Raw genomic sequence first — 22,116 nt, 5'->3', positions numbered from 1 at the left:
ATACGGGTACCCTTACCGCGCGTAACATCACATCTTTTAGGCAGTGCGAAGAGAGCGAAACATCCCCCTTAGAAAAGGGTGATCGGTTTGACGACGTCGGCGATAATCAGCACCACCGACATCAGGATGAACGCACCCGCCACCACGTAGGTCAGCGGCAGAAGCTTCACCGGGTCGAACGGGCCCGGATCCTTACGCCCGGTCAGACGCGCGAAGAAGCGACGCGCACCCTCCCAAAGGGCGCCCAGCACGTGGCCGCCGTCCAGCGGCAACAGCGGAATCAGATTGAACGCGAAAAGCATCAGGTTCATATTCGCCACCAGCGAGACCAGCATCGCGGCCTTCGACTTCAGGTCGATGCGATCGGTGGCCGTCACCTCACCGGCAATGCGGCTCACACCCACCACCGACACGGGCGACTCGGCGCTACGCTCACCACCGGTCACCAGGGTCACCGCCAGATCCCACACGCGCTGCGGCAGCGAAAGCATCGAGGTGCCCACCTTGGCGAGGGTATCCCCCACAATTCCGGGGACCTCGGTAATGGAACCGGGCACCAGCTCGCTCGACGGGGAAACGCCCACGAAACCGCCGCGGGTCGTCGCAATCGAGCCGTCCTCGGCACGCGCGTACTGGCCCTTACCGTCAGAGACCGGGCGAATCATCTCAACCGGGGTCACCGACAGGTCCAGGCGCTGACCATTACGCTCCACCGTCAGGGTACTCGGATGAGAACCCGCCGCACGAATCGCCGAAGACACCGCCTCCCACGAACCCGTCGACGTGCCGTTCACGGCAACCACGCGGTCGCCCACCTGCACGCCGGCAGCCTTCGCGGGCGAGGGGGTGGACTTATCCGTGCACTCGCCGTAGCTAATCGAATCATGGGTCACGCTCACGCTCGGCACGCACTCAGACACCGCCGACACCTTATTCGTCACCTGCGCCGTACCGAAACCGCACACCAAAATAGCCGTGCAGACCACACCAATCAGCAGGTTCATGGTCGGACCGCCCAGCATAATCACCATGCGTTTGAGCACCGGCAGCTTATAGAACAGGCGGTTCTCGTCGCCGGGCTGCATGCGCTCAGCGTCCGCCGCACGCGCCTCCTCAGCCAGGGACGCGAAGGGGCTCGTACTCCCCGAATGACCCTCCGTATGGTGCTCCTTCACCTCGGTGGGGCTCGGCGGGTACATGCCAATCATCGAAATGTAACCGCCCAACGGGATCGCCTTGAAACCGTACTCGGTCTCGCCGCGACGGAAAGAGAACACGGTCTTACCGAAGCCAATCATGTACTGCGGAACGCGCACATTGAACAGCTTCGCGGGCACCAGGTGCCCCACCTCGTGCAGGGCAATCGAGACGGCAATAGCGATTGCCATGAGGATAATGCCCACAGCGTACAGCAGGATTTCCACGCTTTTTCTCGTTTCGGTTCGGGGATACGAAGCTTCTAGGATACTCGCTTAGCCTGTGAAGGCGCCCTCCCCCGCCTCATGTGACTATGCAGGACGGTGTGGGTGGGTACGCTATACCCTTCCTCCGCTCCTGCAGGGAACCCGCCCTCGCTTCGCTTCGGGCACCCTGATGTCACGTTCGGACGACACCGCCCCTCCACCCGCACGCTAGGCTACCCGAGGTGGCGCGCCGTGTTTTCCGGAAGCGCCCTCAGGGTGTCACACGGACGCTCTCCGCAGCGAAGCAAGGAAAGAGCGGAGCGTCCGGGTGACGGGTGCCCCTGCGTAGGCGCGGAGGAAACATGCGGCGTGCCATCCCAACCAGCGAGGCGAGGACGAACACCGCCCCTCCACACGCCCAAGCACTGCTAGGGCGAGCCGGTGCACCTTCCGGCAGCGACATCAGGGTACCCTCTCGGGTGCTCTCCGCAGCGAAGCCAGGACGAACACCAGCCCCTCCACGCCGCATCCCATAGAAATGCGAATACCGCCCCAGAACCGGTTAGTTGCCGGTCATGCCCAGCAGCTCATTCGCGCGAACGCGAGCCCAACGCTCCGCGTTCAGCACCGCCTCCAGCGTCAGGTCAGCGTCGGAGACAGCCTCGGCGCTGCCGGTGTGCTCCTCCAGCACGCGTGCCACCGAATCGACAATGTCGGTAAAGCGAATCGCGCCCGCGTGGAATGCCGCCACGGCTTCCTCATTGGCGGCGTTGAACACTGCCGGGTGGGTGCCGCCAATCTTGCCGGCTTCCTTGATCATGCGCACGGCGGGGAATGCTTCCTCGTCCAGCGGCTCAAAAGTCCAGGATGCAGCCTTCGACCAGTCGCATGCGGGCACCGCGCCGGGGATGCGGTGCGGCCAGGTCAGACCCAGCGCGATGGGCAGAACCATGCTCGGCGGGGACGCCTGCGCAATGGTCGAGCCGTCCACGAACTGCACCATGGAGTGCACGATGGACTGCGGGTGAACCGCCACGTCGATACGGTCCAGGTCCACGCCGAACAGGTGGTGTGCCTCAAGCACTTCGAGTGCCTTGTTGACCATGGTTGCCGAGTTGGTGGTGACGACCAGGCCCATGTCCCAGGTGGGGTGTGCGAGCGCCTGCGCGGGGGTCACGTCGTGCAGCTGTTCACGCTTGTAGCCGCGGAACGGGCCACCCGATGCGGTGAGGATGAGTCGGTCGATTTCTGCGTCGGTTCCGGAGGCGAGCGCCTGGGCGATGGCGGAGTGTTCGGAGTCGACGGGCACCATGGGAATATCCAGGGGCGAGGCGTCCACGGCGGCGCGTACGAGCGGGCCGCCTGCGATGAGGGATTCCTTGTTGGCGAGCGCCACGCGGTAGCCACTGTTGAGGGCGGTGAGGGTCGGTTCCAGGCCGATGGAGCCGGTGATGCCGTTCAGGACGGTGTCTGCCGGGTGCACTGCCGCCTGTACGGATGCTTCGGGGCCGTGGGCGATCTGCGGGGTGTAGCCGGTGACGCCGGCTTCGGAGGCTGCCGCCTCGATGAGTTCGCGCAGGCGCTGCGCGTCTTCGGCGGTGCCGCTGGTGGCGACCAGCTCGGCGCGCACGTGCACGGCCTGGCGGGCGAGCAGCTCGAGGGAGCGGGAACCCGCCGAGAGGGCGACGACCTTCAGCGGTGCGTCGGCTGCGGAGGCGCTGGTGCCCTTGAGCGCGGCGAGGTGGTCGATGACCTCCATGGCTTGGGTGCCGATGGAGCCGGTCGAGCCGAGGAGGGTGACGCGCTGCGGTGTGCGGGTGAGTTCTGTGAGGGCGTCGGTGAGGCGGTCGCGGCTGCCGCCGACGCGTTCTGAGGATCCAAACTTCATGGTTCTAGTGTCTCACGAGCTCGCGGCTTCGCAGGAGCACGCTGGCTCGTCTCCGCATAGACCCTTCCGCGTAGAAGAGATCTCAGCATAGAAGAATCCCCCACCCTGTCGTCCGGGGCGGGGGATTCAACACGTACGTTTTAGAGCAGGTCCTGCAGCAGCTCGATGCAGCGGTCCAAGAAGGCGTCCACCTGCGCCTCGTCGTAACTGACGGTGCCCGATGCCGGGCGGAACATCGCGTGGCGCACGACCGAGGGGTCGAGCGGCTCTTCGCTGTTGAGCTGGGCGTACACGCGGTCGCAGACGGCGTCCACATCGCCAACGAAGTAGCCCATGTAGCGGCGCTTGCTGGGGCGGCGGAAACGCTCACCGGCGGGACGCTCCAGGCGGCCGGCGAGCAGCTCACCGGTCTCCACGAGGGAGCGTTCCCAGTTGTCCAGGCCGTACGCCTCGATGTAGCGGCTGCGCTCGAGCTTGGCGAAGCGCTCCTCAATCTTTTCGAGGGCGCGATCAACCACGTCGAGCTTGTAGCCGCCGGGCTCCTCGCGGAAGATGACCTGACGAATCCGTCGGGAGGTGTAGAGATCTTCGGGGAGCTCGGCTGCTCCGCTGAGCTTTTCGTAGTCCTCGGCGAGGCGGGTGAAGAGGCGGTCTACTTCGCTGCGCTTGTAGCCGGGTTCGGTTTCTCCGGCGCGGGCAAATCCGCCTCCGCGGGTGGTGCTGGCCAAGGTGACTCCTCTCAACGATTGAGCTTTAAGAATACCAACGTCGAGGCCGCATCGTGCAAGAACCTGCGGGCCATGTCTCAGATGCACACCGTGCATCCGCCGCCGCGCGCGCCAACGCCTACCCAGACCGCCCGGATGCGCAGGACCCGGTACGAGCCTCCCGGCACGCAAAGCGGGGTGCCCCTCCCCCGCTGTGGGAGAGAAACACCCCGCTGAGCGTCACGCCCTTAGAGGGGCATCACGAAGGCGAAGATGAGGCAGCCGGCGGCGGCCGCGAACAGAACCGAGTCGAGGCGGTCCATCATGCCGCCGTGGCCGGGTAGGATATTCGACATGTCCTTCACACCCATGCGGCGCTTGAAGACGGATTCCACCAGGTCGCCGGCGGTGGAGGCAATCACCATCACCGCGGCGAAGGGAATACCCCAGAACCAGGGCGAACCCATCACGGCAAAAGCGATGGAAGCAACCAGGGCCGAGCCGACGAAGGAACCGGTCAGGCCCTCCCAGCTCTTCTTCGGCGAAATTCGCGGCGCCATGGGGTGCTTGCCCCAGTTCACGCCGGCGATGTAGCCGAAGGTGTCGTTGCTGATGGCCATGAGCAGGATCATGAGGATTCCCTGCACGCCGTGCTCGCTCCGGAAGTACACCATCGCGGTACCCATCATGAGGGGAATCCACAGCACGGCCAGCAGGCCGCCGGCCCAGGACCTCAGCGGCGACACCCTGCGGTCGGCCCGAGGAGCATACGAAGCCAGCAGAAGCAGCAGCAGGGTCGCGCCCACCGCAAGCCACAGTCCGCCGAATCCCGCGGCGTAACCGCAGGCCACCGACACCGTCGAGAGGACCCCCAGCGGGACGGCGGGGATGCCGTAGCCGCGGCGGGTGTTGAAGACCGTAGCCACTTCCCAGACGCCTATCCCGACGGCCACGGCGGCAAAAGCCACCAGGACCGGCTGGATGAAAAGGCCCAGCACCAGGACGAGGCCGAAGCTCACACCCACGCCAATGGCGGCGGGTAGGTTGCGGCCTGCCTTGGAGGCGGGCTTAGCATTCTCAGAAGTAGTGTTCATTCTCTGTCCCCGGTTGGCGGGGCAGAGCGGCGTGCGCTGCTGTCCCTTCCTTCGCTTCGTTGCGTGTCGTGATGAGGATTTAGACCTCGAGGAGCTCGGCTTCCTTGTGCTTGTACAGAGCGTCGATCTGCTCGACGTGCTTCTTGGTCAGAGCATCCAGATCCTTCTCGGCGCGTGCGCCCTCGTCCTCACCAATCTCGCTGTCCTTGACGAGCTTGTCGATGGAGGTCTTGGCATGGCGGCGCACGTTACGGATCGAGATGCGTGCCTCCTCAGCCTTCTGGTTGACGAGCTTGGTGTACTCCTTGCGGCGCTCGGCGGTCATTTCGGGCATGACCACGCGGATTGCGGCGCCGTCGTTGCTGGGGTTAACGCCCAGGTCGGAGTCGCGCAGTGCCTTCTCGATGGCGGCCAGGGCGGTCACGTCGAAGGGAACGATCTTGACGGTGCGTGCGTCTTCAACGTTGAAGGACACCAGCTGCTGCAGAGGGGTGGGAGCGCCGTAGTACTCGGCGGTCAGGCCGCTGAAGATGGCGGGGTTCACGCGGCCGGTGCGGACCTTTGCGAACTCGGTCTTGGTTGCTTCGATGGTCTTTTCCATCTTCTCGCCGGCTTCGGCAAGGATTTCTTCGATCACGGAAGGATCTCCTTAGTCGTAATTCTGGTGTGCAGAATTGTCGGTGGGGCGCGTTCCTCACCCTCCCGTTTCTCTGCCGCACGCACTCCGGGGCGTCAGACCCCAAATATGCGGAGGAGGCATGAACACATACGAAAGATGATGAACGCCGTGGTTTCTATCAGTTTAGACGGTACCGGCGGGCAGGGCGAGTTAGGCTCTACCCGCTCGGTACCGTGACGTTATTGCGCGCCCGAAAGCGCGGTTTGGCGGGCCGGATGCGCCCCTAGCGGGTGACGAGGGTACCCATCTTCTCGCCCAGAATCGCGCGGGTCACGTTGCCCTCGCCCTGCATGCCGAACACGCGCATCGTCACGTTGTTGTCGCGGCACAGGGAGAACGCGGTCTGGTCCAGCACGCGGATGTTGCGCTGCATTGCCTCGTCGTAGGTGAGGTTGTACAGGCGTTCAGCGTTGGGGTCCTTGTTGGGGTCAGCGGTGTAGATGCCGTCCACACCGTTCTTGGCGACCAGCACCTCGTCGGCGTGGATTTCCAGGGCGCGCTGGGCGGCCACGGTGTCGGTGGAGAAGTAGGGCAGACCCGCACCGGCACCGAAAATCACGACGCGGTCCTTCTGCATGTGGCGGATGGCGCGGCGGGGAATGTAGGTCTCTGCAACCTGCGGCATGGTGATGGCGGACTGAACGCGGGTATCGATACCCTCCTGCTCCAGGAAGTCCTGCAGGGCCAGGGAGTTCATGACGGTGCCGAGCATGCCCATGTAGTCCGCGCGGGAGCGGTCCATGCCGGCCTGCGAGAGCTCGGCGCCACGGAAGAAGTTGCCGCCACCGATCACGATGGAGGTCTCAACCTCGCCGACGGTTGCGGCAATCTGCTTGGCGATGCTGCGAACCACCTCGGTAGAGATGCCAACTTCACCGCCGCCAAAAACCTCACCGGAGAGCTTGAGCAGCACGCGGCGGCGGCCGGTATCATCACGGTGCATCGGGCGGGGATTCGCTTCAGTCATGGTTCCTCCAGTGGCTTTTATTCGAAGAGTTATGAGGGCGGGTTTAGGCCGCCCGGTCCCTATCAAGGATACAGCAAAGCCGGGTAGCCACCACTGGTGACTACCCGGCTCAACGCTATAATCCAAACCTCAGTTTTCGCCCCTTATCGAAGCGAATCGGTTTAGACGCAGAACGTGCGGTCGTTCCTTATGCACCCACGCGGAAACGAGCGAATGCGGTTGCGGTTGCGCCAGCCTCGGACAGGACCTGTGCAACAGACTTCTTGGAGTCCTTTGCGAAGTCCTGATCCAGCAGGGTGTTCTCCTTGAAGAAGCCCTTCAGGCGACCCTCAACGATCTTGTCCAGAATCTTCTCGGGCTTGCCCTCGGCGATTGCGGTCTCGCGAGCAACGCGCTTCTCGGTCTCAACCTGGTCGGCGGGGATGGACTCGGAGTCCAGGTACTTGGGGCTCATTGCAGCAATGTGGACTGCAACGTCGTGTGCGATCTCGTCGGTGTTCTCACCGGAGACAGCCAGCAGAACGCCAACCTGTGCGGGCAGGTCCTTGGAAGTCTTGTGCAGGTACACTGCAACGTTCTCGCCCTCAACGCGTGCAATGCGGCGGACAACGATCTTCTCGCCCAGCAGTGCGCCAGCGTCGGTGGTCAGCTCCTCAACGGTCTTGCCCTCGTAGGTTGCAGCCTTCAGCTCTTCCAGGGTGGAAGCGTCTGCGGCAATAGCAGCCTCGAGCACGTTCTGGCCGAAAGCGATGAAGGGGTCGGACTTTGCCACGAAGTCGGTCTCGGAGTTGACCTCAACCATGTAGCCAACGCCGTTCTCGACGCGTGCAGCCACCAGGCCCTCAGCGGTTGCGCGGCCCTCGCGCTTGGTGATGCCCTTCAGACCCTTAACGCGGATAATCTCGGCAGCCTTCTGCTGGTCGCCGTTTGCCTCGTCCAGAGCCTTCTTGACGTCGAGCATACCTGCGCCGGTCTTCTCGCGCAGTGCCTTGATGTCTGCTGCGGTGTAGTTCGCCATTGTGAACTCCTTGTGTTGCTGTAATAATCGGGAAATTTCCCGGTGGTACTATGGCGGACGGCGCCGCGCCCAGGTCAGGGCGGGCGCCGTCCGAACGTGGTCCCCGCGGGCGGGGGCCACAAAGCATAAAGCTTAGTGGGCTAAGAAAGCTTACTTAGCTGCCTCTTCAGCCTTTGCAGCCTCGTGCTGCTCCAGGAGCTCGCGCTCCCAAGCTGCCATGGGCTCCTCAGCTGCTTCGGTCTTGCCGTTCTTCTTAGCGTTGCGCTCGATCAGGCCGGCTGCAACAGCGTCAGCAATCACGCGGGTCAGCAGGTTGACGGAGCGGATAGCGTCGTCGTTACCGGGGATCGGGAAAGCAACTTCGTCGGGGTCGCAGTTGGTGTCGAGGATAGCAACAACGGGGATGCCCAGCTTCTGAGCCTCGTTAACTGCCAGGTGCTCCTTCTTGGTGTCAACGACCCACAGGAGGGAGGGAACCTTGGTCAGGTTGCGGATACCGCCGAGGGTCTTCTCGAGCTTCTCGAACTCGCGACGCATCAGGAGCAGTTCCTTCTTGGTGTAGCGAGAGCCTGCCACATCGTCGAAGTCAATCTGCTCGAGTTCCTTCATGCGCTCGATGCTCTTGGAGATGGTGCTGAAGTTGGTCAGCATACCACCGAGCCAGCGGTGGTTCACGTAGGGCATGTTCACGCGGGTTGCCTGCTCAGCGATAACTTCCTGAGCCTGCTTCTTGGTGCCGACGAACAGGATGTTGCCACCGTGTGCGACGGTCGACTTAACAGCCTCGTATGCCTTGTCGATGAAGGCGAGGGACTGCTGCAGGTCGATGATGTAGATGCCGTTGCGCTCGGTCAGGATGAAGCGCTTCATCTTGGGGTTCCAACGGCGGGTCTGGTGACCGAAGTGAACGCCGGAATCCAGCATTTCACGCATAGTTACGACGGGCATGTCGTCTCCTTTGTGGTGCCGCGCGGACCTCCCATTCGGGCTAGCCCAACGCGCGCATAGTAGTTATCAGTTTCTCCTGGCGGCGATTAGCGTTCACGGTTGCCCGCTCAGCTCAGGCCCTAACCACCCGGATGGGTGGACCGAAGGTCCCTTATCGGCCCCCTTTTCTAGGGGTGCCGCTCACGCCGCGCGTCGTCAGTGATGCCCCACGGGCTCCCCTCGAGGGAGAGAATATCCGCGCAGGCGCACTGCAATACGAAATTGTACCGTATTTTTTGCGATTAATCCGCAAGAAGAGGCTTAACGCCCTTCCCGGCCGTTCCGCTGTGTTGAGCGGCACTGTGGATCAAGGATTTTCTACCGAAACCGACGGGTTTATCCACATTTCTCGACGCGGTGTGGCGGCTCCATCGGATACATGATGAGCTCGATCTATGAAGACCGCATTGAAGACCCTAGAGCGAGCGCTACGATGCCTTGCCCTCCTGGCCTGCTGCCTGCCGGGTGCGGGCAGCCAGAGCTATATGAACGAAACGGGTGCTGAGGTAGCCGAGGCTGTTGCCGCCTCGGTAACAGAAGCGCCGGGCCCCCACGCTGCGGGCAGTGCAGGTCCACACGCCGTTGAGCTCGTCGCCGGCCGCACACGCTACCGCTCCCCCACCGCGGACTCCGCTCCGCGGGTTATCCACCCCTTCGAGAAACCCGCCCAGCGCTGGAGCGCCGGGCACCGCGGGGTGGATCTGGCCGTGCCCGACCGCGACCGGCACGTCTACGCGCCGGCGCCGGGAAGAGTGGTGTTCAGCGGTACGGTCGTCAACCGAAAAGTGCTGGTCATTGCCCATCCGGACGGTCGGCGCAGCACCTTCGAGCCCATGGACGAGGCGCTCCCGGTCGGCACCGAGGTAACGGCCGGGGATGCCGTCGGCACCGTTGCCGCCCCGGAGAGCGCTGGCGAGAACGGCGAGCGCCCCTACCGGCGATGCTCCGCCCCGTGCCTGTATTGGGGCGTGCGTCAGGGAGGCGCCCGCGGGGACGGCAGCGGACGCGAGGCCGAATACGTGAACCCCATGAGCCTGCTGGGTTCGCAAGATCCCAGTATTTTGCTTCCGGTACCGGGCGGGTACTAGCCCCGGCCGCGGTGATGTTCTCTCCCCCCCTGGGGATTGAAAGACTCCCGCAGGCTGCTGGATACAGCGATGGCCCGTCGCCTCCCTTTGGGAGACAACGGGCCACAAACCTCGCACTGAACTACGCTCCCGGTGGGGAGCTACGTCCGGAGGTTGGTCGCTACCTACTGGAGCACATCGCCGTCAGTATCGCCGAACTGGGTCGGCTGGGCCGGCTGAGCAGGCTGCTGCTGACCGTACTGCGGCTGAGCAGGCTGCTGCGGAGCATCCTGAGCGGGCATGGCAACCGTAGGGTCGGCCTCGCCCTGCGCGGGCTGGGCCGCACCGGACTGTGCTACACCGGGCTGGGCTGCACCGGGCTGGGCTACGGTCTGGGGGCTGAAGACCTGCGTGGGTGAGTCGTCCCCGGCAGCGTAAGCGGCACCCTGCTGCGGCTGGTAACCTCCCTGTGCCGGGTAGGCCGCCTGCTGCTGGTATGCATCCTGAGCCGGAGCACCCTGAGCAGGAGCGGCGTAACCCTGAGCGGCGCCATAGGCTGCGCCAGCAGCACCGGCCGCGGCGGGAGCGGTCGCAGCGTAAGCGGCGGCGGTTGCCTCACGACGCTCACGGCCCTTCGCGCGGGCGGCCGCAATCTTCTTGCGGAAGAGGAACAGCAGAATCAGGCCGGCCAGAACCAGAGCCAGGATAATGCCGTTCACAATCAGGTCGGTCATGCTCAGGCCGGAAGCCGGAATCTGCAGGTCGCGAGTCGCGAACACGCCGCGATCGCTCTTCATGCTCAGCTCGCCGCCGTTGACGGTGAACTCAATGCCCGCCTCCACGTATCGGGGGTTCGCGGTGCGCACCTTCTGCTGATCCAGCGAGGAGAAGGCCGGGGCCTTGAAGGTGAACTCGAAGGGCACCTGGTAGTAGCTACTACCCATCTTCGAAGCCGGGTTGACCTCGGGGCGCACCGTGTAGTCGGAGCCGAAGGGGTGGTAACCGCCCTCGCGAGTCACGGTGATCTTCGAGCCGTTCAGGTAGGAGCCCAGACGCTGGTTGAACTCATCCTGGTCCTTGCCACGAATCTTCACGCTCACGATGGTGGAGTCGCCGTCCTGACGAACCTCGGTCTCGTCATCGCCGCCACCGGCCAGGGAGTCCTTGAGCTTCTGCTCAGCACCGGCGATGTCGCTCGTGGGGAAGGAGTAGAGGATGCGTGCCTCCATCGAGCCGTCCAGACCCAGGGAGGTCGCCATCTTCACGTTCTTCATCGTCACGGTCTTCGAAGAGACGAGGGTGAAGGTGGGCATCGTCTTGTTCGAGGTGCTGGACGAAGAACTGGAGGAGCTCGAGGAAGCGCTGCTGTAGCTGTCACCATCGCTGTTCTTCAGCGAGAGGGCAACGCCGTAGCCCTCCGGGGAGCACAGCAGGGAGCAGTCCAGGGTGCCGGAGACGGTCTTCTCAACCTTGAAGACGTGGGATTCCTCGGTCACATCGCGAGTGAAGGTCAGGTCGGTGGTGCTTGCGCCGAGCACCTTCTTGATCTTATCGCTCAGGTCCTGCGAGGAGGAGGCATGGAAGGTCATGGTGCGACCAATCTCTTCCTTGGCGGCGTTCGTCGAAGCGGAGGGAGCGTAGCTCTTTGCCTCGGAAGCGTCCAGGCCCTTCTTCAGCTCAGCACCGTCGGGCTTGACCTGGTTCAGGAATGCGTCGACCGCAGAGGAAGTCTCGGAGCTCATAATTTCCTTAGCGATGAAGGAAATCACGACATCGTAGCCGCCATCCTTCTCGGACGCCTGAATCAGAACGCCCTTGAAGCCGCGGTCCTGCACATCCTTAGCGGAAATAGTGGAACCGCCGGAGTTCTTCACTTCCTTATCGCCGAACTTCACGGTGGTGTCGCCGTCGCTGCTGAACACGCTGCTCTTACGCGAGGACTCAATCACACCGTCGACCACGAGGGCCTCCGGAACCCAGCCCAGCAGCTCCTTCGAGGTGAAGTTCTCCTTCACCTGGATGCCCTGCACCAGGCCCTGGCTGGAGTTGATGATGCTAATCTGCGGTTCGGTATCGGTGCCGGAAGCCTTCAGGATGCTGGCCACCTTAGAGCGGTACTCGTCAATCGACGAGAAGGGCAGGGTGAAGGTCGCGCGGGCCTTGTCGCCCTCGGACTGGATACCGCCGTACTCAAGGCCGCTAGGCAGGTGCTTGCGGAGGGAGGCGTCCAGAGCCTGGGTGCCGCCCTTGATCTTGTCCTGGTTGTCCTTGAGGTCGAAGGAAACCTGCATGGTGCGAACACCCTTATCGGCGCTTTCGAGGCCAAGCTGGGTCTCAATCTTCGCACCGCAGGCGCTCAGAATCAGGGCCGCAATGGTCAGCAGAACGGCCAGGAGCATCCAGCGCTGGCGGGAGCCACGCTGAACGGAATAAGTCAGAGTCTGCATACGGGTTTCCTTAGTTGAGCATGCGGAAGGTAATGAAGTACACAACCATCACGGCGAGCACCCACGCGGTGCTCAGCAGCGCGTGCATGATGACCGGAGACTTAGCGAAGCGGCCCAGACGGTTCAGACCCAGGTAGATGAGTGCCTCACCCGAGAACACTGCGAAGGACATCACCAGGCCCAGCAGCACAAAGATGAACCCGAAGCCCTCGTTGCTGCTGACACCGCGCATGAAGAGAGCCACCAGGCTCAGAAGAATGTACGTGGGGATTAGGGGCAGGCACGAAACCGCCACTACCTGCATCGAGGACGAGAAGTTCGCCGGAGCCTTACCGATGCGAGCGGTCAGCAGAATCTGCACGCCGCGCAGAACCAGCACCACGGCAGAAACCACGAGGAACACCAGGAAGGCAAGGAAGACCTGACCGAAGGTAATCTTGTAAGCCACCAGGCCGTAGGCATCACGCAACGCGAACTTCACGAAGCCCAGCGACAGCTGGGTGAGGAAGAACGCCGAGATAATGGCCTGCAGAAGGCTGGGGATAGCCCAACCCCACAGGCCGGAGGCGGCCAGACGGGACTGTGCGGGGCCGGGCTTGCCGGCGAAGACCTCCAGGAACGCATCCCAGCTTGCACGCAGAGCCGTCACGAAGGGGTTCGGCGCGGCGGGTGCGTAGACCGCCTGCGCGGGCTGACCGGGCTGAGCACCCGGGTAGGCCTGGCCCTGGACCGGCGGAATCGGCTGGCCGGCGGGCTGCTGAGGCTGCGCGCCCTGGGCGGGAGCACCCTGCTGAGCCGGCTGGGTGGGCTGCGCCGGCTGAGCTGCCTGCGCGGGCTGGCCCGTCAGCGAAGCATCCTGCGTGGGTCGGGCTCCAGCATCGTAGCCGTAGCCCGCTGCGGCAGAATCGCCCTGCTGCGGGTTGTGGGGAGTGTTCTCTGACATTGAGATCCTCTCGTATGGTGTGTCTGTCAATGATGCGAGCCTACCGGTATCTTCCGTACCCAAGGTGCAATCACGGTCTCTCTTTACATGAGACTCTTCCACAGTACCCTATCAACCGCAGGTGCGCTCTCCGCGCGGTCATTTATCTAAACCTAGGGCATGACTAGGGAGGTCACCTCAACGCCTACCGATACGAGCATCCTATATCTCAGACGCAGAAAGCCCCGCCCGTCGACAAGTGGGTGAAGTCGACGGACGGGGCCGTAGGGAGTGCGGGGCTCGAACCCGCGACCAAGGGATTATGAGTCCCCTGCTCTAACCGGCTGAGCTAACTCCCCATCCGGTGCAGGCATCGCCTATTATCTCGCGAGCGCACCATCATCTAGGGTACCCGAAGGCACTCCCAGAGTGAAAAACATTGCGATCCGGTCCTCGGCGCTCCGCTCCCCCGCTCGCCGACCACGACGAAGCGGGCTGGGAACGGGCCGCCCCGGGAGCCCTGAACCGTTCGGGACCGTTAGCGGCGGGAAGCCAGGTAACGCTCGTAGGGCGCGTCGCTCACGTAGAGCTCCTCGAAGGTACGCCAGGTGTTCTCTGCGCTGTGGAATCCCACGATGCGGCGAGATTCGCGGCCCATCTGCTCGCGCTCCTCAGCGGGCAGGGAGATGATTGCCTCCAGCTTCTCCGCCAGGTCCTTCGCGTTATTCGGCTCGAAGAGGTAGCCGTTGACGCCCTGCTCGACCAGGTGGGGCAGGGCCAGGGCGTTAGCGAGAACCACCGGGGTGGAGGCGCTCATTGCTTCCAGCGAGACCAGGGACTGCAGCTCTGCGGTGCCGGGCTGGCAGAAGATGTCGGCCATCTGGTAGACCTCGGGCAACTGATCGTCGGGCACGAAACCGCGGAAAATCACGCGGTCGGCCACGCCGCAGTCATGCGCCTTCTGCTCGAGGGCCTCGCGCAGCTCGCCGTCGCCGGAGATATCCAGTACCACGTGGTCGTACGAGTCGGGCAGCTTCGAGAAGGCCTCGATGAGAACGTCCACGTTCTTCTCCTCGGCCAGGCGGCCCACGAAGGCGATGCGCAGCTCGCCGGGGACCTTGCCGATATCCGTGCCCTCGGCCAGCTCGTAGTCGCTAATTTCGATACCGTTCGAGACGGGCATGACGGGGTGGGTAAAGTGGCCCAGGTCGCGCATTGCATCGGCACCAATCTGGGTGGGAGTCGTGACCACGGCGGTACGAGCGAAGCAGAAGCGCATGTCCTTCCAGGTGCAGCGGTCAATCAGACGCTTGACGGGTGCGGGGAAGGGCAGGAACGGGTCCAGGTTGGCGGGCATGAAGTGGTTGGTTGCGATAACGCGGATACCGCGGCGCTTCGCCTGGAAGATGAGGGCGCGACCAATAATGTAGTGGCACTGCACGTGCACGGCGTCCGGGCGGACCTCGTCAAGAATCTTGCCGACCTCGGACCAGATTTCCCAGGGCACGCAGATGCGGTTGGTCTCGTGGGTCGGGGGCAGGTGCGAGCGTAGACGGTGCTCAACGATGCCGCCCTCGACCTCGGTGCGGTAGCTGGGGCCGGGGATGGGGCTGGCGGCCACCACGTGCACGGAGTGGCCTCGCTTGAGCATGGCGTTTGCGAGGCGGTGCCCGAATTGTGCCGCGCCGTTAATATCCGGCGGGTAGGTCTCTGCGCCAATCAGAATCGTCTTTGCCTGGTCCATGACGGGGCTCCTCATCGGGTGTAGTGTGTCGGTGACTGGGTTGGGTGGCGGCTATCGCCGGAACCGTTCCTGTGTGCCGTATCTGCCTGTGGTCGCCGCGCGCGGAGGGGGCATCCTGTGGTGCACGACATTTGTCCATTCTACCGGGGACTCGCCGCGTTATCCGACCTGCGGGGCGGGTTGACCCCTGGGAATTGCCCCAAAAAGGTAGCTACCGCCCCCGCGGAGGCAGGTTGCGGGTTTCTCTGGGCACGACAACGCCCCGACGGGCGGGGCCTGTCGGGGCGTTGTGTTACTCGACCGGTGGTCGCGCGTGGGCGGTAATTCGCTTAGCGGCGGACCAGGCGGTTGAGGAAGTGCAGGACGGTCGCGATGGATGCGCCCAGTGCTGCGAAGGACTTCCAGCGAGCCTGCAGAACCTCGGGCTTGCGCACGTTCTCTGCCAGGCCGCGGCCGGTTGCTGCTGCACCTGCGGCGACCTCGGAGGGCACTGCCTTGAGAGCGTCCAGAGCCTGCTGGGTGTTGGACTGAACGTCGCCGGTGTAGGACTGCAGGTCGTCGCGCAGGGCGGCCAGGTGCTGACGGCGCTCTGCGGTGCGCTGCTTGAGCTCTTCGAAGGTCGGCGGCTTGGGCTCCTCTTCGCCGCGAGCCTTGCGTTCTTCGGCTTCCTTGCGGGCGCGTTCTGCAGCCTCTTCGGCTTCCTTAGCCTTCTGAGCGGCACGCTCTGCCTGTTCCTTCTTCAGGCGCTCAGCGGACATGGCGGTGCCTTCCTTGAGCACGCCGAGGTCGAAAAGCAGACCGAAGATTGCGGATTCGGGCTTGAAGGGCAGCTGCGCCTTGACCTTCTTGAGGCCGACCAGCGCGCAGATGGCCACGACGATCAGGAAGATGAGGGCAAAAATCAGTGCCGATGCCCAGTACGGCATGACGGTGCCGAGACCGAGGATTGCGGCAGCAACCAGGGCGATGATGAGGAAGAGACCGAAGACGGCGGCAACGCCGAAGAAAGCCGCGCCCTTACCAACGGCAATGCCCTTGGTCTTCAGCTCGTGCTTTGCAATCTGGATCTCGTCCTTGACCTGGCTGGGGCCGAGGGACTTGAAGGTTTTGCCAGCGTCGATGATGTTCGCGACGCCGGACTTAATCCCGCTGATGCCAGCAAAGAACCCCTTGGGTGCCTTGGGATTAGTAGTAGTGGTCATGACCACCTCTCCGTGACTCGTGTTTGGAGGCTTCTGATTCGCACTCCACCTCCTATATTTTAGCCCCTCACTCCAAGTGTTCGTGACCGTTTGAACGGAGGTTACAGCCATCTCTTGGGGTATTTTCGACTTTTTGAGGGGTGAGGTTCAGCCGCGAGCTGAGAAACAGACTGCCCGCGACCTGCGATAAGAGGGCCGGAGGCTGGTACCCACCGGCGGTGGGAACCTGTCTGAGTTCGGCGACGGCGGCGGGCGAAAAATGGTTCGCCGTTCCCTTTCTTCGACTGGACTCGATACAGCGGTGTGACGGTTTTTCCGCGCGCGCGAGGAAACAAAAATCTTTGCCTCGCCGAGGGCGCAAGCCCGAGGGGTTACTGGTTCACGGCTTAGAGAGAATGTTCCGACTGGACTCGAAGGGAGCGCCCCAGCGCTCACGTAGGGTGGAGTGGTTACTGGTTCACGGCTTAGAGGGAACGTTCCGACTGGACTCGAACCAGCGAGGCGAAGATTTTCCGAGCGCGCGAGGAACCAAAAATCTCAACCACCCCGTATGCCACTGTTGCGCTGGACTCGACACAGCGGGGTGACGGTTTTTCCGAGCGCGCGAGGAAGTAAAAAACCGTTATCCCGCCGAGGGCGTAAGCCCGAGGACCCGAAGGGAGCGCCCCAGCGCCTGCGTATGGCGGAGTGGTTACTGGTTCACGGCTTAGAGGGAACGTTCCGACTGGACTCGAACCAGCGAGGCGAAGATTTTCCGAGCGCGCGAGGAACCAAAAATCTTTGCCTCGCCGAGGGCGTAAGCCCGAGGGGTTACTGGTTCGAGCCAGAGGAACGTATATAGCAAGAACCCCGGAACTTCGTTCCGGGGTTCTTGCTATATCTGCTCCCCCGACTGGACTCGAACCAGTAACCCTTCGATTAACAGTCGAATGCTCTGCCAATTGAGCTACGGGGGAATATTTTGTTTTCGTTGCGCGGTTTCCCTTGCAACGAGTAATAACTATACCGGGGGTCTCGGGGCTCCGCAAGCCGAAATATGATGAAGTGCATCACATTTCGTGGTGGCGGTGCGGAATCGCCCGCAAGGCGCCCTGCGAGCCTCCGAGCTACGTCCATCCCCCGTCTCTCTCCTCCTTCCCCTCTCGCCGCATCGGGGGGGGGGGCGAAGATGACACGCGGTCATAGGCGCGTTGGGCTGCGAGTTTAGGCGCGTTGGGCTGTGAGCTGACGGCGGCGCATCTCGAGCTCGAGGAGTTGCCGCTGTACCGCCTCGTACTCCTCATCGTCCGGGTTGGCGCTCAGCTGCTCCAGGCGCATCATCAGGTCGGACTTCTGGCGGGCAATCTGCTGCTCGAACAGGGCGTTGAGCGCGCCGGTCACGAAGCCGGGCAGACGCTCAGCGCTGCTGACGGGCAGGGGCGAGACGGCCAGCTCCGCGATGGCGGGGTGAACCCCCTCCACCGCGCCGGAGCGAACACAGTTGATCCATTCAATACCGGGCGTGGGCGCCATGACGGTTGCGGCGTGAATAATGCCGGCGGCCACCTCTCGGTGGGTGCGGTAGCGGAACTGCACGGTGGCGAGGTTACGCCACTGCTCCACGCTGATGAGCTCGGGGTGCTGCAGGGCAATCTCCAGGGCGGCCTTTTCGAGGCGCGCGACCGGATCGTTAGGGTCGGGGGTGAGGAACTCCTCCGCGGCGGGGGCGCCCTGAGCGGCACCCGGTTCCGCGCCGTTCTGCCCGCCCTGAGCCTGCCCACCCTGAGCCTGCGCGTAGGGGGTGCCGTAGTTCGCGGCGGGAGCGGGCGGATGCGCGGCGGCGTTATAACCCGCGTAGGCGCTCTGAACCGGGTACTCCTCGGGCGGGGGCGCGTCGTAGCCGGGGTCGTAGGGCGCATCCGCGGGGTACGGTCCGGCGGGGCCGCGCTCGGGCAGGCGCTCGTAGCGGGGCGCCGCGGGGGTCTCTTCCCGGTAGCTGCGCTGGGTTTTGGGGTGGTTCTGCGCGTACGCCACGGCGCGCTGAATCTCGTCCAGCTCCAGGCCGAGCTGACCCGACACCTTGCGCATATAGGCGGGGCGCAGGTCGCGGTCCTTGATACCGGCAATAATCGGGGCGATGGCGCGCATCGCCAGCACACGGCCCTCCAGGGTTGCCAAATCGTACTTTGCGAGGGTCGTGTCGATGGCGAACTCGAAGAGCGGGCGACGCGAGGCAATCAGCGAGCGCACGGCGGCGTCCCCCTTGTGCAGGCGCAGGTCGCAGGGGTCCATGCCGTCCTCGGCCACCGCTACGAAGGTCTGCGCGACGAAGCGCTGGTCCTCCTGGAACGCGGCCATGGCGGCCTTCTGGCCGGCGGCGTCACCGTCAAAGGTGAAGATGACCTCTCCGCCGGAGCCGTCGTCGGTAATCATGCGGCGCACCATCTTGATGTGCCCGGGACCGAAGGCGGTACCGCAGGTGGCCACGGCGGTGGTGACGCCCGCCAGGTGCGCGGCCATCACGTCCGTGTAACCCTCCACGATGACGACCTGCTTCTTCTTGGTCATCTCGCGTTTGGCCAGGTCGATGCCGTAGAGCACCTGGGACTTCTTGTACAGCTGCGTCTCGGGGGTATTGAGGTACTTGGGGCCCTGGTCGTCGTCGAAGAGGCGGCGGGCGCCGAAGCCGATGGTCTCCCCCGCGATGGTGCGGATGGGCCAGATGATGCGGCCGCGGAAGCGGTCGTACAGGCCGCGGTTGCCCTCGGAGAACATGCCGGTCGCCTTCAGCTCCTCGTCGGTGAAGCCCTGGGAGCGAAGGTGCTTGAGCAGGTGGTCCCAGCCGCGCGGGGCGTAGCCCACGCCGAAGTGGCGGGTTGCGGCGGGGTCGAAACCGCGGGCGCCAAGGAAGCGTTGCGCCTCCTGCGCGTCCGGCGAGTAGAGGTTGCGTTCGAAGAACTCGGCGGCAATCTTGTGCGCGTCGAGCAGGCGGCGACGCATGCCCGCCTCGTAGCGTTCGCCGGGGTTACCGCCCTCGTAGTGCAGGGTGTAGCCAATGCGGGCGGCCAGACGTTCCACGGTCTCCACGAAGCCGGTGTGTTCCATGGCCATGACGAAGGAGTACACGTCACCGGACTCACCACAACCGAAGCAATGGTACGAACCCACCTGCGGGCGCACGTTGAAGGAGGGCGTGCGCTCGTCGTGGAACGGGCACAGGCCCTTGTACGTGCCGATACCCGCGCTTTTGAGGCTCACGTAGCCTTCAATGATTTCGCGAATATCGGTGCGGGCACGTACTTCGTCGATGTCTTCTTTGCGGATTAATCCAGCCATGAACTCAATTCTACGGTGGTGATGCGTGAGCCCCGGGGACGACCCCGGGGCGGTTGGCTGAGGGTTCAGCCGCGATGGTTCGGACGGGGTTTAGCCGCCCGAGATGTCGAGCTCAGCCTCCACCAGGCCCAGGCGTTCGGCGTCGCCCAGGATGCGCGAATCCAGCCAGCCATCGGGCAGATGCGGCTGCTTGGGGCTGCCGGCGCGACCTCGAGAGCCCTCCACGGCGGCGCCGGGGTAGCCGATGGTGTGGTCGAGCTGGGCCAGCAGCTCGCGGAAGGTCGCTAGGTCGGGCACCTGCGCCATCTTGGCGCGTAGCTCGCCGCCGACCGGATAGCCCTTGAAGTACCAGGCCACGTGCTTGCGGATCTCGCGCAGGCCGCGGGTCTCGTCGCTGAAGGTCTCGACCAGCAGCTCGGCGTGGCGGTAAATCATGTCGGCCACTTCCGAGAGGGTGGGGCGCACGCGCTCTGGGGAGCCCTCGAAGGCGTTCTGCAGGTCGCCGAACAGCCACGGACGGCCCTGGCAGCCGCGGCCAATCACCACGCCGTCCACTCCGGTCTGCTCAACCATGCGCACGGCGTCCTCGGCGGAGAAAATATCGCCGTTGCCCAGAATCGGCACGTCGGGAATCAGCTCGCGCAGCTGGGCGATGGAATCCCAGTCGGCCTTACCCGAATAATGCTGAGCCGCAGTACGGCCGTGCAGGGCAATCGCCGCAACACCGGCATCGCGCGCAATCTTGGCGGATTCGAGGAACGTGATGTGGTCATCGTCGATGCCCTTACGCATCTTAATGGTCAGCGGAATATCGTTGCGGGACGCCTCTTTGACCGCCGTCTGCACAATCGCGGTGAACAGGTCGGTTTTCCAGGGCAGGGCGGCACCGCCACCGCGGCGAGTCACCTTAGGAGCCGGGCAACCAAAGTTCAAGTCAATGTGGTCGGCACGGTCCTCTTCAACGACCATGCGCACAGCCTTACCGACGTTAACCGCGTCCACACCGTAAATCTGGATGGAGCGGATCTTCTCGTCCGGGTCATGCTCAATAATGCGCATGGACTCGGGCTTACGCTCCACCAGGGCGCGCGCAGTCACCATTTCGGTAACGTACAGGCCGCCGCCATATTCACTGCAGAGGCGGCGGAAAGCCTTATTGGTCACGCCAGCCATCGGGGCGAGAACCACGGGGGTATCAACGGTCAGATTGCCCAGTTTCAGGGGCGGAAGGGTAAGACGGGGTGCTTCAGAATTCACCCCTATATTGTGGCATACGGGGGCAAATCGAGAACCGGACTCAGCTGACGGGGTACAGAGCTATCGGGGTACGGCGGCACAGTACAGCAACACAGTACGGCGGCGCGGCACAGACTTAACAATGGTGGTGAGGCGCAGGCACGCGAAAGGGGCGGGAGAGTATTCCACTCCCCCGCCCCTCTCGGCAAGAACCAGCCGGCAGGCTCGGTGCCGAGAATATACTCGGGAATATACTCGGGAACCTACCCGAGAACCTACTCGGTCACGTAAATATAGGTCGGGTCGCCCTCCACCGAGGCGGTACCGGCGCGCAGTAGCACGTCGGTCACCTGAACCAGCGCCTCCATGGCGTCGTCGACCTCCACCGTCACCGGGTACTTAGCGCTCAGCAGGGATAACACCTGCATGATGGCCTCCACGGCGCCCTCGTTCTCAAAGTCGTAGCCCAGCAGCAGCTCGGTTGCGGTGTTCTCATCCACCAGCGCCGCCTCCGGGTCGGTCTCGAAGGGATGGTAGCTCACGGCGAAGGCAACAATCGGGCCCTTCTTACCCTCTGCGGCAGCCTCACGAATATGATCGCGAAGCACCACGGCGCCAAAAGCACGCACCTCATCCGAGAGGAAGTAGCGGTTCACCGTGCCCATACCCACCTCAGCAGGAACATCCCACTGATGCGAACGGCGGTAGAAATTCCACAGCGCAGAAGTCAGCTCCACCGAGCCGGTCGCCAGGTCCTCAATGGCCTGGGTTTCGTTGCCGTCGGCGTCCTCGCGCAAAGACACCGGAGGAATCGCACCCGGCTCCACACGCACCATACGGGAACGCTGAATCAGCTTCATGCCGGTCGCCTGCGCGAACTCCTCACCGTCACTAAACGGCGACAGCTTCACGCGCAGAGCGGTCGTCTGGCCGTGCGCCGCGGCCACCTCTCGCAGGGCGTCCATCAGGGCGGTGCCGATGCCCTGGCGACGGTGGTCTGCCGCCACCTCAATGTAGGACCACAGGCGAGTCGGATGCAGGGTCGAGGCCACCACCGAACCGGCGGCAATCGGCACGCCGGATGCGGTCACCACCAGGGTGCGGCTGAACGGCGCATCCATATCCGGGCCAAAGAGGCCACGCTGGCGCTCCTCAACCTCATTGCGGGCAGAGTTCCAAATCTCAAGCAGGGCAAGGTCATCGCCCTCCTGCCAGGGGCGAATCTCAAATTTTTCGCTGAGGCGTTCAGCCATGTCTGTATGCTCTCCTTCACCTATACCCGTACGTGCCTGAGCCGCCGACGGGTTCCAAGCCGCGGCCCGCCCCGTCCGGCGTGACGACCCGCACTATCGCGTCTAACCAGGGTAGCCTAAATACACTGCGGCGGGTAGCCTCTTTCGCTCTCAGAGGCTACCCGCCGCAACGTAATGGTCAGCGGTT

The 22,116-nt window shown here is 63.7% G+C and carries 16 protein-coding genes and 2 tRNA genes; 1 reads left to right on the top strand and 17 read right to left on the bottom strand.

The annotated features are described in order from the left end of the window. Window positions 1-68 precede the first annotated feature (68 nt). From AC3E6W_RS06690 to rpsB, 8 genes are all read right to left on the bottom strand, one after another. Window positions 69-1,424 carry a M50 family metallopeptidase gene (locus AC3E6W_RS06690; RefSeq protein ID WP_049344365.1) on the bottom strand — a complete coding sequence of 452 codons (1,356 nt, stop codon included), beginning with the start codon at window positions 1,422-1,424 and terminating at the stop codon, window positions 69-71. 541 nt (window positions 1,425-1,965) lie between these two features. Then, a complete protein-coding gene (gene dxr, locus AC3E6W_RS06685; RefSeq protein ID WP_490652668.1) occupies window positions 1,966-3,291 on the bottom strand; it encodes a 1-deoxy-D-xylulose-5-phosphate reductoisomerase in 1,326 nt (441 codons plus the stop codon). Between the two features lie 140 nt (window positions 3,292-3,431). Next, window positions 3,432-4,019 carry a DivIVA domain-containing protein gene (locus AC3E6W_RS06680; RefSeq protein WP_070680633.1) on the bottom strand — a complete coding sequence of 196 codons (588 nt, stop codon included), beginning with the start codon at window positions 4,017-4,019 and terminating at the stop codon, window positions 3,432-3,434. 227 nt (window positions 4,020-4,246) lie between these two features. Beyond that, a complete protein-coding gene (locus AC3E6W_RS06675) occupies window positions 4,247-5,092 on the bottom strand; it encodes a phosphatidate cytidylyltransferase (RefSeq protein ID WP_490652666.1) in 846 nt (281 codons plus the stop codon). Window positions 5,093-5,171: 79 nt separating this feature from the next. Continuing rightward, window positions 5,172-5,729, bottom strand: coding sequence for a ribosome recycling factor (frr, locus tag AC3E6W_RS06670; protein ID WP_049332817.1), 558 nt, complete (start codon window positions 5,727-5,729; stop codon window positions 5,172-5,174). Window positions 5,730-5,994: 265 nt separating this feature from the next. After that, window positions 5,995-6,738, bottom strand: coding sequence for a UMP kinase (pyrH, locus tag AC3E6W_RS06665; RefSeq protein ID WP_049332819.1), 744 nt, complete (start codon window positions 6,736-6,738; stop codon window positions 5,995-5,997). A gap of 187 nt (window positions 6,739-6,925) precedes the next feature. Further along, window positions 6,926-7,756, bottom strand: coding sequence for a translation elongation factor Ts (tsf, locus tag AC3E6W_RS06660; protein ID WP_049332821.1), 831 nt, complete (start codon window positions 7,754-7,756; stop codon window positions 6,926-6,928). A gap of 150 nt (window positions 7,757-7,906) precedes the next feature. Beyond that, window positions 7,907-8,704, bottom strand: coding sequence for a 30S ribosomal protein S2 (gene rpsB, locus AC3E6W_RS06655; RefSeq protein ID WP_049332822.1), 798 nt, complete (start codon window positions 8,702-8,704; stop codon window positions 7,907-7,909). Window positions 8,705-9,150: 446 nt separating this feature from the next. Between rpsB and AC3E6W_RS06650 the strand changes: the two genes are divergently transcribed. Continuing rightward, window positions 9,151-9,831, top strand: coding sequence for a M23 family metallopeptidase (locus tag AC3E6W_RS06650; protein WP_490652665.1), 681 nt, complete (start codon window positions 9,151-9,153; stop codon window positions 9,829-9,831). Between the two features lie 164 nt (window positions 9,832-9,995). On the opposite strand, the gene AC3E6W_RS06645 is transcribed toward AC3E6W_RS06650, so the two are convergent. From AC3E6W_RS06645 to AC3E6W_RS06605, 9 genes are all read right to left on the bottom strand, one after another. Continuing rightward, entirely contained in the window at window positions 9,996-12,257 is a 2,262-nt protein-coding gene (locus AC3E6W_RS06645; protein ID WP_490652664.1) for a flagellar motor protein, read from the bottom strand. 10 nt (window positions 12,258-12,267) lie between these two features. Further along, on the bottom strand, window positions 12,268-13,200 hold the full coding sequence (locus AC3E6W_RS06640) for a hypothetical protein (protein ID WP_490652663.1): 933 nt from the start codon (window positions 13,198-13,200) through the stop codon (window positions 12,268-12,270). A gap of 264 nt (window positions 13,201-13,464) precedes the next feature. Then, a tRNA-Ile gene (locus AC3E6W_RS06635) sits at window positions 13,465-13,538 on the bottom strand. A gap of 179 nt (window positions 13,539-13,717) precedes the next feature. Next, on the bottom strand, window positions 13,718-14,923 hold the full coding sequence (locus tag AC3E6W_RS06630) for a glycosyltransferase (RefSeq protein ID WP_490652662.1): 1,206 nt from the start codon (window positions 14,921-14,923) through the stop codon (window positions 13,718-13,720). Window positions 14,924-15,252: 329 nt separating this feature from the next. Then, window positions 15,253-16,125: a phage holin family protein gene (locus tag AC3E6W_RS06625; RefSeq protein WP_070824955.1), complete on the bottom strand. Its 873-nt coding sequence runs from the start codon at window positions 16,123-16,125 to the stop codon at window positions 15,253-15,255. Window positions 16,126-17,008: 883 nt separating this feature from the next. Beyond that, a tRNA-Asn gene (locus AC3E6W_RS06620) sits at window positions 17,009-17,081 on the bottom strand. A gap of 247 nt (window positions 17,082-17,328) precedes the next feature. After that, window positions 17,329-19,440 carry a DNA primase gene (gene dnaG, locus AC3E6W_RS06615; protein ID WP_314871040.1) on the bottom strand — a complete coding sequence of 704 codons (2,112 nt, stop codon included), beginning with the start codon at window positions 19,438-19,440 and terminating at the stop codon, window positions 17,329-17,331. A gap of 90 nt (window positions 19,441-19,530) precedes the next feature. Beyond that, entirely contained in the window at window positions 19,531-20,697 is a 1,167-nt protein-coding gene (gene dusB / locus AC3E6W_RS06610; protein WP_490652661.1) for a tRNA dihydrouridine synthase DusB, read from the bottom strand. A 254-nt stretch (window positions 20,698-20,951) separates the two neighbouring features. Continuing rightward, entirely contained in the window at window positions 20,952-21,929 is a 978-nt protein-coding gene (locus tag AC3E6W_RS06605; protein ID WP_490652660.1) for a GNAT family N-acetyltransferase, read from the bottom strand. Window positions 21,930-22,116: the final 187 nt, after the last annotated feature.

It is taken from the genome of Rothia sp. SCPM-O-B-18226 (M350) (genome assembly GCF_058213595.1).
This window is presented reverse-complemented; position numbering and strand designations above follow the sequence as displayed.

What these genes read in the sequence shown, in the direction of transcription:
- dxr (WP_490652668.1), bottom strand. Translation starts at nt 3,291, where the DNA reads ATGAAGTTTGGATCCTCAGAACGCGTCGGCGGCAGCCGCGACCGCCTC.
- AC3E6W_RS06675 (WP_490652666.1), bottom strand. Translation starts at nt 5,092, where the DNA reads ATGAACACTACTTCTGAGAATGCTAAGCCCGCCTCCAAGGCAGGCCGC.
- pyrH (WP_049332819.1), bottom strand. Translation starts at nt 6,738, where the DNA reads ATGACTGAAGCGAATCCCCGCCCGATGCACCGTGATGATACCGGCCGC.
- tsf (WP_049332821.1), bottom strand. Translation starts at nt 7,756, where the DNA reads ATGGCGAACTACACCGCAGCAGACATCAAGGCACTGCGCGAGAAGACC.
- rpsB (WP_049332822.1), bottom strand. Translation starts at nt 8,704, where the DNA reads ATGCCCGTCGTAACTATGCGTGAAATGCTGGATTCCGGCGTTCACTTC.
- AC3E6W_RS06645 (WP_490652664.1), bottom strand. Translation starts at nt 12,257, where the DNA reads ATGCAGACTCTGACTTATTCCGTTCAGCGTGGCTCCCGCCAGCGCTGG.
- AC3E6W_RS06640 (WP_490652663.1), bottom strand. Translation starts at nt 13,200, where the DNA reads ATGTCAGAGAACACTCCCCACAACCCGCAGCAGGGCGATTCTGCCGCA.
- AC3E6W_RS06630 (WP_490652662.1), bottom strand. Translation starts at nt 14,923, where the DNA reads ATGGACCAGGCAAAGACGATTCTGATTGGCGCAGAGACCTACCCGCCG.
- AC3E6W_RS06625 (WP_070824955.1), bottom strand. Translation starts at nt 16,125, where the DNA reads ATGACCACTACTACTAATCCCAAGGCACCCAAGGGGTTCTTTGCTGGC.
- dnaG (WP_314871040.1), bottom strand. Translation starts at nt 19,440, where the DNA reads ATGGCTGGATTAATCCGCAAAGAAGACATCGACGAAGTACGTGCCCGC.
- AC3E6W_RS06605 (WP_490652660.1), bottom strand. Translation starts at nt 21,929, where the DNA reads ATGGCTGAACGCCTCAGCGAAAAATTTGAGATTCGCCCCTGGCAGGAG.